Annotated in this window: 9 protein-coding genes and 1 tRNA gene; 4 read left to right on the top strand and 6 right to left on the bottom strand. The window is 35.1% G+C overall.

Going from position 1 to position 11,922, the window contains the following annotated elements; translation table 11 throughout:
- Positions 1-83: 83 nt before the first annotated feature.
- Complete coding sequence (locus KO02_RS04285; protein ID WP_235212346.1) at positions 84-2,729, bottom strand: putative LPS assembly protein LptD; 2,646 nt, start codon at positions 2,727-2,729, stop codon at positions 84-86.
- 170 nt (positions 2,730-2,899) lie between these two features.
- Between KO02_RS04285 and KO02_RS04290 the strand changes: the two genes are divergently transcribed.
- A complete protein-coding gene (locus tag KO02_RS04290) occupies positions 2,900-3,694 on the top strand; it encodes an N-acetylmuramoyl-L-alanine amidase (RefSeq protein ID WP_051959757.1) in 795 nt (264 codons plus the stop codon).
- A 68-nt stretch (positions 3,695-3,762) separates the two neighbouring features.
- On the top strand, positions 3,763-4,710 hold the full coding sequence (locus KO02_RS04295; protein ID WP_038696125.1) for an MlaD family protein: 948 nt from the start codon (positions 3,763-3,765) through the stop codon (positions 4,708-4,710).
- Between the two features lie 40 nt (positions 4,711-4,750).
- Here KO02_RS04295 and KO02_RS04300 read toward each other — a convergent pair whose 3' ends face one another.
- The 5 genes from KO02_RS04300 to KO02_RS04320 form a co-directional block, all read right to left on the bottom strand.
- A complete protein-coding gene (locus KO02_RS04300) occupies positions 4,751-6,835 on the bottom strand; it encodes an alpha/beta hydrolase family protein (protein WP_081918301.1) in 2,085 nt (694 codons plus the stop codon).
- Positions 6,836-7,199: 364 nt separating this feature from the next.
- Complete coding sequence (gene creD / locus KO02_RS04305; protein WP_038696127.1) at positions 7,200-8,642, bottom strand: cell envelope integrity protein CreD; 1,443 nt, start codon at positions 8,640-8,642, stop codon at positions 7,200-7,202.
- A gap of 11 nt (positions 8,643-8,653) precedes the next feature.
- The gene (locus KO02_RS04310) at positions 8,654-9,157 is read right to left on the bottom strand and encodes a Coq4 family protein (RefSeq protein ID WP_144243256.1); all 504 of its coding nucleotides are present in this window, start codon (positions 9,155-9,157) and stop codon (positions 8,654-8,656) included.
- A 50-nt stretch (positions 9,158-9,207) separates the two neighbouring features.
- A complete protein-coding gene (locus KO02_RS04315; RefSeq protein ID WP_200878655.1) occupies positions 9,208-9,450 on the bottom strand; it encodes a winged helix-turn-helix domain-containing protein in 243 nt (80 codons plus the stop codon).
- A gap of 59 nt (positions 9,451-9,509) precedes the next feature.
- A complete protein-coding gene (locus KO02_RS04320) occupies positions 9,510-10,127 on the bottom strand; it encodes a hypothetical protein (RefSeq protein WP_038696130.1) in 618 nt (205 codons plus the stop codon).
- Positions 10,128-10,285: 158 nt separating this feature from the next.
- Here KO02_RS04320 and KO02_RS04325 point away from each other — a divergent pair.
- Both KO02_RS04325 and KO02_RS04330 read left to right on the top strand, forming a co-directional pair.
- Positions 10,286-10,367: transfer RNA gene (locus tag KO02_RS04325), tRNA-Leu, on the top strand.
- 77 nt (positions 10,368-10,444) lie between these two features.
- A complete protein-coding gene (locus KO02_RS04330; protein WP_038696132.1) occupies positions 10,445-11,770 on the top strand; it encodes a trigger factor in 1,326 nt (441 codons plus the stop codon).
- Positions 11,771-11,922: the final 152 nt, after the last annotated feature.

Below are 11,922 nucleotides of genomic sequence, written 5' to 3' on the forward strand. Positions count from 1 at the left end.
AAAATCCTTGTTATATTAAATAGCATAAGCTATGAAAATTTCTCGAAGAGTTGGTGTACAATTGAAAAATAAAAAAGCAGTTATTAATAATAACTGCCGCCCGAACTATTTCTTTTCGAAAGTTTTAAATCTTGGAGAATCGAAGATTTAGCCCTGATGGTAACATTGTAACTTTGGTACCTTCCAAAGGGTGTCCATCCCATTGCGATATCCCAACAGTGAAGATCTCTATAAATATTGAATTGTGTTAAGGTAATTTCTTTCGCTTTTAAGTCGTATCCTGAGTTAAATGTAACTTTCCATTTTGGTGTTAAACTAAAGTCTCCATGAATATTTACAGTACTCGTAATGGAAGAAGTATGGCCCGGCTTAGAGTATTGAAAGCTAAATGAGCCCGCTAAATTCCAGGGAATACTAAAATTGACAAATGCATTCGGATCGGCGCTGATGCGTGATAAAGCCTGCGCTTGTTCCGGTGTCATATTGCCTCCCATTTGGTTCCGAAGGGAGTCAATATTGTTATTCCTATTTTGAGCTGCTTTGGGATTAAAACTATAATCAAAAGAAAGACCGAAATTAGTTAATCGCGCTAACTTACCGTCATTAAATACATATTTGTCGTAACGCTGCCCCATTTGGTCAATAGCATAAGGGTCTAAAGTACCATTGAAGTTGATATTTACCTTTTCTTTGAATAATGCCGTTCTACCTGAAAAATTAAGGGGTGATAATTTCATCGAATCCGCAACGAAATTGTAATTTCCACTCAGGGACAATCCTTGAAGTAAAGGGATTTTCTTAATCCCACCATCTGTCGTGTCCGATTTACTTTTTATTTTTGCTTCTATATTATTGTCGATCGAGAAGCCAATACCCATTGATTTTCCTGCAGATGGTGTACCATATACATTGTTTTGGAAAATAGAATAGCGGTTGAGCATACCATACTGGTCGATGTAATTCTTGTAAAAACCGTACATAGCATCCGAAAAATCGGGTCTATAGTTTAGGTTAACAGATGGTGTGATGACATGTCTTATTGCTTGTATTTTACCCATTTTTGGATAGCTACCATAAATTTTGGTAGACAAACCAGTTGATACCGAATAATCGTAAGCCCTCTTAAATCCTTGCACCGTATCAATTACAGGAATATATCCTTCTTTCGTGTTTTCCATCCTTTGACGGGTACTTTGTAGGTACCATCTTTCCGTATAGTTGACACTTGTATTGAACTGGAAATGCTTGAATGCATTTAAAGATAAACTGATGGGGATATTATGTTGAAAGCCGTTTGTAAACTCTTTTAAAGTCTGTTTAGAGAATAAAGTCGAATCACCTGTGTTTAATGTGTTTGTTCCTTGTAAACTATAACCGACATTGATTCGTTGATACCATTTTTGTTCATCCACACGGTCTTTAGAATCAAAGGGATTAAAAGAAGAAACGTTTAAACTAAAATTAGGAAGTTGTAACTGCACACTTCCTAATGACATGTCCTGATTATGACTTATGGTTGAGGTAAAGTTGACTTTTCCATCAGCAAAGACTCGTCCATAAGCGATAGAGGAAGCCATCCTGTTTTTAGTTAAGTCATTAAAATTATTGGTACCATTTGCTCCCGTATTTCTAAAATAAGAACCCGTTCCGAAGTTTACATTTGCGGAAAAAGATGTTCCAGGATTTGCTTCTTGTCTTTGCGTATGATTCCAGGTAACATTAAAATCTTTGTTTGTACCATAATTATCGGTTCCCTCAACGCCTGTTTTTGTAGCGGCGTAGCGTATGTTAAAGCCACCGTTGTACTTATAATTAACCATATACCTCGTGTTAACAGAGGCTTCCCAAGATCCTTTTGAATAGATACTACCGCGTATTTCACTATCCCAGTAATCATTAAATGCTAAATACCAACCTGCGTCTCGAATAGCAAATCCGCGCGTATAATCTTCCCCAAATGAAGGAAATAAAAATCCTGAAGACCTTTTGTCAGGTTTTGGGAAAAAGGCGAAAGGGAATCCTATAAACTTTAAAGGAATGTTTTGTAAAACAAGGTAGGAAGGCCCCGCTATGATCTGATTTTTAGTAACAATACCTTTGCTCAGAAAAATACCAAAGTGTGTATGTGGTTCAGGCAGATTACAGGTACTATAAAGTCCATGATATAAAGACATTTCATCGTATAGGTTTTTACGAACTACTTTCGCTTGGATGAAACCTCCTTCTACATCGGTCATAATACCATAAGTATTACCTTCTTGTTTCTCGTAATCATATAGCAGTGAATCTACCGTTTTAGGGCTTTCTCCACCCATCATGACAATAGGACGTCCGGTGTATTTTCCGTTGTGGTCTATAATACCTGAAGCAAATATCTGTTTTTTATTTCGGTCGAGTCTGATATAATCTGCAGATAATTCAAAATCTTGATATTTAACCTTAGCGCCTTTATATAAATGACTTATGTTTTTATCCACTTCGGTACGCTGTGAATCGCGCGCGATAATGCTCACTTCTGCTTGAAGTCCACCATTATTTTTGGTACTGTCTTTGTTAATTAGCGTAGAGTCCCTCGTCATTTTAACGGAGTCAGGGTTTCCTTTGACCGAAACTGAATCTTTTAGACTCGTTGACGTTGTCTTTACTGGAGTTTTTCCTTGCGAAAATGCTGCATGAACACTTAGCGAAAGAATAAGAAATATTGTTAAAATGTGTGTTAACGACTTCAAAATTAAAGACAAATGTTATTTTTGTAAATATATTAAACTAAGCTTGACAAAATTAGTCAAAAACAAATAGAAAGTGATGTTTTTTAACGAGATTAACATTTCCTACTTTTGTTGTACAATAATACTCATTACATTTTGTTATTAAATTACAGAATTTATAAAATATATACATGAAATCAGATTTGAATAGTAGTAAGCGGAAATTTATATTTTTTTTAGCCCCAGCGATTTTTTTATTTATGGTTTTAACCAGTGCTACTCCGCCGCAGGCTTATCAAATTCGAACGATTGTCATTGATGCGGGGCATGGAGGTAAAGATTCAGGAGCAAAGGGGTCTCGATCTTTGGAGAAAAATCTCGCATTGGAAGTGGCCTTGAAATTGGGAAAGGAAATAGAGCGCCAATTGCCTGGCGTGCGTGTATTGTATACGCGTAGAACAGATGAGTTTATTGATTTATATAAGCGTATTCGTATGGCTAATGCTGCTAAGGCGGATATATTTATTTCAATCCATTGTAATTCTGCCCCTGGCCGTTCTGCTAGAGGTACAGAAACTATCGTATCAGGTTCTCATCGATTAGGAGAACAAGCTGCGGCGATACGTGAGAATGCTTCCTTATTATTAGAAGAAAATTATAAGGAAAACTATCAAGGTTTTGACCCTAAAGATCCAGAAAGCTACATTATTTTTTCATTGATGAAAAATCAATATCGAGAGAAAAGTGTCAAATTGGCGAATTTGATGCAGCAAGAGTACGTGAAATCTGGCCGTGTAAGCAGGGGTATTTTAGAGCAAGGGTTGGCGGTTTTAGCAGAAGCAGGAATGCCCGCGGTGTTAACAGAAATTGGTTTTATGAACAATCGAGAAGAGGAAGCTTTTATGATATCTGATCAAGGGCAGCAGGAAATTGTTCAGAACTTGGTGGATGCGGTTAGTGCTTTCAAAAAAAGTGTAGAACGATAAACATATTTACTATTGTCTTGTTTAAAGGATAAATAGAATTCATTAAAAAATCTTAAGGAAATATTATTTTGAAAGTATCAAACGAGACCAAGGTCGGAATTTTAGCTGTAGTTGCTGTAGCATTATTATTTATAGGTTATAGTTTTTTAAAAGGTAACGATGTTTTTAGTAGCGACAATACTTATTATAGTACCTATGAATCAGTAGATGGTTTGACAGCTTCCAAACCTGTATTGGTTAATGGTTATCAGATTGGTCGTGTTTCTAAAATGACGCTGCAAGCTGATGGTAGTATCTTGACTCAATTTAAAATCAACGCCGAATATCAAGTGCCTAAAAATACAGTAGCACGGATATCCAGTACAGATTTGTTAGGAGGAAAAGCGATTGTTTTTGATATGGGAGACAGTCCAGAGTTTGCCAAAGATGGGGATATGTTGGCTTCGGGTATCCAGGCTAATATCATGGATAAGGTAGAACCTATTCAAAAAAGGGTGGAAACGATTACCGTGAAGTTAGATTCTGTGTTAACAGTGGTCAATTCAGTACTGGACGATCAGTTTCAAGCAGATTTTAAGAAAAGTATTCACAGTATTTCGACATCATTAAAAAATGTGGAGGTCATTACAAAAGATGTAGAAGGACTTGTTGGTTCGGAAAGAAAAAGATTATCTGTTATTTTGGGTAATTTGGAAGTTATTACCAATACATTTAGAAATAATAGCGATCAAATTACAACGATTATGTCAAACTTAGGTACTGTTACAGATAAAGCTGCTAAGTTGGATTTCCAACAGACGATGGATAAAGCAAATACTGCCATGACCGATTTCCAAATGATAGTAGATAAGATCAATAAGGGACAAGGTTCAATAGGCTTATTGATCAATGATGATAAGCTTTATGATAATTTGAATAATGCATCACAAAGTCTTGATCATTTGATGAAGGATATAAAAGAAAAACCGGGTAAATATATCAAGTTATCCATTTTTGGTAAAAAGGGAGAACAATAGCAAATAAAAAGGCTTGATTCAAATCAAGCCTTTTTATTTTTTATAAGGTTTCCTTTAACCATCCGAAAAATTCTCTTTGCCATACTTGAGCGTTGTGACCAGAGAGTACCCAATGATTTTCGTCAGGTAGATAAACTAATCTACTTTTAATTTTCTTTAATTGCGCTGCTTGGAAAGCTCCAAGTCCTTGACCTATTGGTACACGATAGTCATGACCACCTTGAAAGATTAAAATTGGCGTATTCCATTTCTCAATATATTCCGATGGATTGAATGTTGTGTATGATTTTTCATTTGCTTTATCCCAATAAGGACCACCTAATTCATGATTTGCAAAAAATATTTCCTCTGTTGTGCCATACCAGCTTCTCATATCAAATAGCCCATTGTGAGCAATTAATGATTTAAATCTATTTTCATGGACTCCAGCGAGCATATAAACTGAGTACCCTCCGTAACTTGCTCCAATAGCAGCGCGGCGTGCTGTGTCTACGTATTTTTCTGTGGAGATATCGTCTATAGCAGATAGATAATCACGGATGGGTTGTCCACCCCAATCTTTTGATATGGCTTCATTCCACTTAACACCCCAACCTGGCATACCACGACGGTTAGGAGCGATAACAATATAACCTTGAGAAGCGATTAACTGCAAGTTCCAACGGAATGAATAAAATTGGGTTAAAGCAGATTGTGGACCTCCTTCACAGTATAGAATAGTGGGGTACTTTTTTGTAGGGTCAAAATCAGGGGGATAAATTACCCAAGAAAATAAATCAGCACCATCTGAGGCTTTTGTAACTCTTGATTCAACTTTGTTATCACTAATTTTAGCATACATATTATCGTTAACAGTTGTCAAAGTGGTTAATTCTTTCGTAGCTAAGTCATATTTATAAATCTCAGTAGCACGTGTGAATTTCGTGGAAGTAACAATTAATTGATTATCTACTTGTCCGACAATGCCTGTAATATCGAAGTTCCCTTCTGATATTTGTTTGATGGTAGCTAGGGATTTGTTTTTGAAGTTTGTGGGAATGGTTAATTCGAAAAGTTGAACTGTACCTTTGGATGGTGCTACAAAATAAATTTTACGGTTGTCCTTACTCCACATAAATGAGTTTACCGTACCATCCCAATGTGCCGTTAAATTTAATCTTTGGGATGAAGATTTATCAAATATGATGATGTCATTTTTATCTGCTTCATAACCATCCGTTTTCATGCTTAACCAGGTTAACTTGCTGCCGTCCGGACTATAAGTGGGGTTGGTGTCGTATCCGGACATACCTTCTGTTAAGTTGATGGTTTCTTTGGACTTAAGATCATAGCGATAGATGTCGGTATTGGTACTAAGGGCATAATCCGTTCCAAATCTTTTTTTACTTACGTATAAGATGCCTTTACTATCTGGTGTCCATTCAAAATCTTCAGAACCTCCAAATGGCATTTGGGGGCTATAAAATGGCTCGTCTTTTAATAAATCTATTGCTTCTCCAAGTTTGCCATTATCATATGGAGCTACAAACGGGTGAATAAATTTTCCATCATTGAAGGTATCCCAATGACGATAATCCAGATTATTGAATACATATGCATCAGATTTTGGAAGATCTGGATACTTGTCGGTACTGTGATACTTTTTTAATAGTACTGATTTACTGAATAAGATATGCTTTCCATCTGGCGATAGTTTTACATTTTCTAGTTCTGTAACATTATTGGTCAATTGTGTGGCTTCGCCTTTGTATCGGTTCCTTTTCCACAATTGGCCATTTAACAAATAAATGATATCACCATTTTCTGTAATCTGCACAACAGATTCTGCACCCTTTTCATTTGTTAATGGAGCTGAAGTGCCCGTTTCCAAAGATAGTGTGTAGAGATTTTTCTCGGAACTATTGGTTTCCATGGCATAATTCGAGACACCATAAACAAGGGTCTTTCCATCTGCTGAAATCCCCTCTGCAGAAACACGACCTAACTTCCAAAGTGTCTGAGCATCTAATGGAGTTTTTGTAGGTGTTTCCATATTGAGAATAAGTTTAGCTTCTATTTTTTCTTGTGCTATTATTGCCGAAGCACCTAACAAAAGAGAAAGGGTTATTAAAGATTTTTTTTTCATAAAAATACGAATATGAGCATGCAAGATACAAAAATCTACCTTATCTAACCCAATACGATTCTTTGGTCTGTCTGTTTTTTGTTACCCTTCAAATGCATTTGTATCAAAGTATATAAAGTGATGTGTCATATACCTACCTATAGATGAAATTATTATTCGTGTATTATCAGATGGGTATGAAAAGGATTTTCCGTGAATTCAAGTTAATTAATTGGATGAGAATGTAGGTCATGTTCAATTTCTGAAGAATATATGAAAGCTGATGGCATTTGGGGATAAAACTACCATTCCTATTATAACACTTTCTTTTTTAGTAGGATCAAGATGTATGTTAAATACATCTTGATCCCTTCTGTTGTTAATCTCATCGTTTATCGAATTGATACCAATTGATTTTTGTAGATAGTCGCATGAGTATAGCTAATATAATAAATATACCTATAGTGCCTACGATAAGCGAATAATCACGAAGTTGCATCAGGATAAATATGAAACTATAGAAAAGCCCTAAAACTCCAGAGAATATAAAGGCTGATTTTATATCTCGAGTAATGGACTTGATGAATGATGCAATTAAGATGATTGTTGCTATTGCGGCTAAGAGATAGGCCATATTGAAACCGAGGTGTTCACTAATTGATAGAAGTAGCGAATAAAATAGGACCATAGCAAAACCAATCAACATATATTGTATGAGGTGGATGCGTTGTTTTTTAATGATTTCTGTGAAAAATAGTGCTGCAAATGTCAAAATAATAATGAGTATCCCATATTTGGCTACCCGCATTGTTTTTTGATAATTATTGACTTCTTCTAAGAAATTGATTTGAATCATATCTTTTTCAGATGCAATATGATTATTCGTGGAAGGAGCAGGTTCTGTCTGGTTATTATAGCCGTCATTCATGGGGGCGTTGATCGCATAATTGTTATTTATTTCATATAACTTCTCAACAGCGCCTGTCCACTGCTGAGAAAACTTCCTGTTGAAACTTGGGATATTCCAAGTTGCTTCAAAACTATTGTTTGTTATTTTTCGGTCGTCAGCTAAAACTGCTCCATTGAAGCTTGGATTTGCCCAAGTACCTTTTGCTTGAATGGTCGTTTGTTTTGCAAGGGGGAGAAAGTTGATGGATTGTGAACCTCTGATATTAAACTTAATCTGAAAATCACCTAAGGTGGTTTTTGTAGTAGAAAGATCAATTGCTGCAATCATATTGTTTTCAAAAGGATTCAATACTGACATATTGGGTTCAAATTCCATATCCTTTTGGTTGAAGACAAGAGTGGGAGATGCTCCAAGCCCTTTAAGATCACTTAGACCAATTATTATCTTAGCATTTTTCCATTCTAGATCAACTCCATTCAGATCTATTTTATTAAAATCAATTTCATCGAATGAACCTTTTAGGTTTAATTGAGCATTATATACAACACTTTTATAAATACCTCTTTTAAGCGATTCAGGGGAGATGGTACTGTTGATGTTTAATGTCTTTGGTAACAAGTACACGTACTGTGTTACATAAGTATTCTTGGTAGAAATGATATTTTTATCAGTAGTGACAATTTCTTTTACAACCTGATAGGGGATGGCGATAACAGGGCCTGAAATGACCTGTTGACCAGCCCATTTAAAGGCAATCTCATCACTTACTTCAGATTGGCGATTTTTTCTTTCTTCAATTAGATTTTTGACCCAGAATAGGGGAATGAGAAGTAGTAAGACAAGAATAACAATTGTGATCAGTTTAGTGAAGACAGAAGTTCCAATACGGTCTAAAAGGGATGTTTGATTCGTTTCCATGATTTTTGGATTTATAGTGTTGTTAAATTATGATGGTTGAGGTATTTTTTTAAGTTAAATGCTAATGAGCTTTTAATTTCATGCAGTGGAATCTTTAATAAATTTTCGAAATCTAAATCATAGAATTTTTGCATGGTATTACCTTTTGAAAATGCCATTAAGTACATTTTGAAGTATTCAGGATAGATGCAGGTTCCGATTCCAATCATAGCAAATTGGTATAAACTTATTTTCCCATTGCCCAATAATAAATATTGCATAGCAACTTCATCTTGTATTTCAGTACCAGAATCCGTGATGACATGAAAAACATCGTGATTTTCTAATTTTGGAATAACATCAAAGCCTTTTTCATGATAAAATAAACCGAGGTGATATCCCAACGATTTTTTTGGGAAGCTCAAAAAATCTTCTTTGCGAATATTCCAAGCTAGTTTATGTTGCTTGAATAAGTGTGTGTAAATCTTTTGACTTGAGTTGTATAAGGCAATCATTATGGTTAGTCGTATATTCATTTTATTTGTTTTAAAAGTACTTTGAATTTCAAAGTAAATGGGTAAAAAAATTATTTGTACTGTTGTTTGATCAATTTTTCAAGCGCTTTTAAATGATCTTCGAAAGCTCTTTCACCAGCAATAGTCCTTCTATACCGTGTGTTTGGTTTCCTGTCAACGAATGTTTTGAACACTTCGATGTAGCTTTCCTTTTCTAAAGTCTTTAAATTAGAAGCGAGGTTACCATCAGTAACATCCAAAATAGCTTTCAAAGAATTAAAATCATATTCGTCATTAGCCATCAATACGCTCATAATTTGGAGGCGGACTTTATTTTCAAATATTTTATTGTATTGTGTTAAGTCGAAATTCACTATTCGTATTTTTTATGAACGATTATTCCATAGATGATGTGCAGTACACCAAATCCCAAAGCCCAAAAGATAATCCCGTTACCAGGGAAAAGCAAAGCTAATAGTCCTAGCACGATTTCTAAAATTCCAAGGCCTTTTATTTCATTAAAAGTATAATGACTACCTGCTGTAAGTGCTAAACCATAAAAAATCAATAGGATAGAGGCAACTATAGCATAGTTTTCTTTGAAGATGGATATGATTGCAAAAAGACCTCCGGTACATAGGGGGACGGCCATCGCAAACAATAGGGAGCGACTTGTCGTATTCCAGATACTTTGGCCGGTAGTTTTGGCTTTTTTTATGGCCATATATACTCCTGTAAAAATAGAAGCTAATAAAACGAGCGTTGCTGTTGTTAAAAGTTTCGTTATAACCAATGGCTCATTGACATAATGGTCCCGATAGCCCATCTGGCTATTAAAACCATACACTTCATAATAAGCATATGCTGATCCGAGTAGTGCATATGTACCTATGAGTACACTGGAAATTCCGCTAATGGAGATAAATTTGCTGGATTTTTCCATCAAATTTCGAATACTTGCTATTTCTTTTACTAAATCTTCTTGTTTCATAAAAGTACTTTGTTTTTCAAAGTAAATGAATAAGAATGAATTATGCAAATTTATTTTTTGACCGGAAAAATAAATCAAAAAATAATGAAAATTTATTGAGAAAAGACTTGCATTGTATGCATATGGTTTCTATCTTTGTGCCAACAAGAAATCCTAATGCGGAAGTGGCGTAATTGGTAGCCGCACCAGACTTAGGATCTGGCGTCGCAAGACGTGGGGGTTCGAGTCCCTTCTTCCGCACTTGAATGTCCTCCCGAATTTAAAATCCTCGGGAGGATTTTTTTTATCAAAATAATGCGTAAAGGTTTAGAAAGAGTATGAACATTTCACACGAAAAAGTTGACGCGATCAACGCAGTAATTAAAGTTGAATTAGCGCCAGAAGATTATAACCCACAAGTAGACAAAGAAATCAAGGATCAAGCCAAAAAAGCGAAATTACCTGGATTCCGTCCTGGATTAGTGCCTGCTGCACATATTAGACGTACTTATGGTAAATCAATTTTGCTTGACACAGTCAACAAAGTGGTTAATGATAGCATTACAGCGTATATTGGAGAAAATAAACTAGAAGTATTGGGTCAACCTCTTCCTCTAGAAGAGACAGCTGAATACAATTGGGATTATAAAGATACTTTCCAGTTCAAATATGAAATTGGTTTAGCTCCAGAATTTGCTAATCCTTTTACTAAAGATGCAGAATTTAAAGAGTACGATATTAAAGCGGATGACGAAACTTTAGAGTCTCGTATCAAAAATTTACGTCGTAGCTATGGTAAAATGACCAACCCTGAAGTTTCTGAAGAAGGTGATGTGTTATATGCTACTTTGAAACAAGATAAAGAAGAAGGTATTGAGAAAACAACTTCTGTGCGTACTGATATTATCGAAGATGCAAAGATTAAAAAATCTTTGATAGGTCTTAAACAAGATGATTCAGTTAAAATTGATATCAAAAAAGCATTCAAAGCAGAAGACATTGCTCGCTTATTAGGTATTACTCCTGAAGAAGTTGAAGCTCTAGATGTTACTAAATTTGATCTTACAGTAAAAAACATCAATCGTCTTGAAGAGTCTGATTTAAATCAGGAATTTTTCAATAAATTGTTTGCTGAAGGAGAAGTAACAGAAGAGTCTCAGTTCAGAGAAAAAGTAAAAGAAGAAGTTGAAAACTTGTTCAAACAAAATTCTGACCAACGTTTACGTAATGATATGTATACTTTCGGTATGGAAAAAGTTGCTGTTTCTTTCCCTGAAGAATTCTTGAAAAGATGGTTAAAAGCTACAAACCCAAGTATTTCTGAAGAGGAATTGACCGAAGGTTTTGCTGATTTCTTGAATAACTTGAAATGGACTATTATCGAAAACCGTGTCGTAACTGAGAATAATCTTGAAGTTAAGTATGATGAGGTAATCAACTTGGCAAAAGAGCGTATCTACGCACAAATTAAAATGTATAATATCAATGAAGAGCCTACTGATGAGCAATTATCACAGTATGCTATTCAATTATTGCAAGATAAAGAGCAGGGTAACCGTTTGTTCGAAGAAGCAAAAGCACTTAAAGTGTTTGAATTCTTAAAAGGTCAAATTAAAATTAACAAGGAAGAGATTGAATACACAGCATTCGAAAAATTAGCATAAGCTAATTCCTTCTAACTTTATAGAAAGCCTTTCCTTAATTGGAAGGGCTTTTTTTATTTGAGATCTGTCATGTTGTTCTCTTTGTTTTTTGTATACAGAAGGGTAGATATGCTATAAGCAGCTACTTGTAGGTTTTGAATTAGCTGTTCAAG

The sequence above is a fragment of the Sphingobacterium sp. ML3W genome (assembly GCF_000747525.1).
Lineage (GTDB): Bacteria > Bacteroidota > Bacteroidia > Sphingobacteriales > Sphingobacteriaceae > Sphingobacterium.

Coding starts and splice junctions, on each gene's coding strand:
- KO02_RS04290 (WP_051959757.1), top strand. CDS start 2,900: ATGAAATCAGATTTGAATAGTAGTAAGCGGAAATTTATATTTTTTTTA.
- KO02_RS04315 (WP_200878655.1), bottom strand. CDS start 9,450: ATGAGCGTATTGATGGCTAATGACGAATATGATTTTAATTCTTTGAAA.
- KO02_RS04320 (WP_038696130.1), bottom strand. CDS start 10,127: ATGAAACAAGAAGATTTAGTAAAAGAAATAGCAAGTATTCGAAATTTG.
- KO02_RS04300 (WP_081918301.1), bottom strand. CDS start 6,835: ATGAAAAAAAAATCTTTAATAACCCTTTCTCTTTTGTTAGGTGCTTCG.
- KO02_RS04310 (WP_144243256.1), bottom strand. CDS start 9,157: ATGAATATACGACTAACCATAATGATTGCCTTATACAACTCAAGTCAA.
- creD (WP_038696127.1), bottom strand. CDS start 8,642: ATGGAAACGAATCAAACATCCCTTTTAGACCGTATTGGAACTTCTGTC.
- KO02_RS04330 (WP_038696132.1), top strand. CDS start 10,445: ATGAACATTTCACACGAAAAAGTTGACGCGATCAACGCAGTAATTAAA.